We start from the raw sequence: 395 nt of genomic DNA, 5'->3' as shown, positions 1-395 counted from the left end.
TTTGTTCCATCGTAGCCCGCCCCTGTAACCAACCCGTTAGGATCTACCGTCGGGGTGCCAACACCGAATATGCTATCATCTCCACCATCGGCAGAGGGATTGTTATAATATTCATTGGCATCTGGACAGGCATCGCCGTCAGAGTTTAAATCCATAAAGTTGAGTGTTCCGTCAGCATCTGTGTCCACAGGCGTAAAGCCGTTTCCTGCATTGGCACCTGAAGGAATACCATCTGCATTCACACCGCCAGATATACGACCATCTGTGGTTATGCTTCCTGTAAAGCTTGGGTCAGCTTCCAGGGCATCGTAAATCCCGTCGTTATCGGAGTCGGTGTCCAGGTAATTTTGAAGACCATCACTGTCCGTATCACAATCCAAAAACAGTGCTTCAAT

Annotated in this window: 1 pseudogene; it reads right to left on the bottom strand. The window is 48.6% G+C overall.

The features are described from left to right. Positions 1-395, bottom strand: a pseudogene (locus G3567_RS13275) (hypothetical protein); the annotation flags it as partial.

The sequence above is a fragment of the Psychroflexus aurantiacus genome (assembly GCF_010820555.1).
Classification (GTDB): Bacteria; Bacteroidota; Bacteroidia; order Flavobacteriales; family Flavobacteriaceae; genus Psychroflexus; species Psychroflexus aurantiacus.
This window is presented reverse-complemented; position numbering and strand designations above follow the sequence as displayed.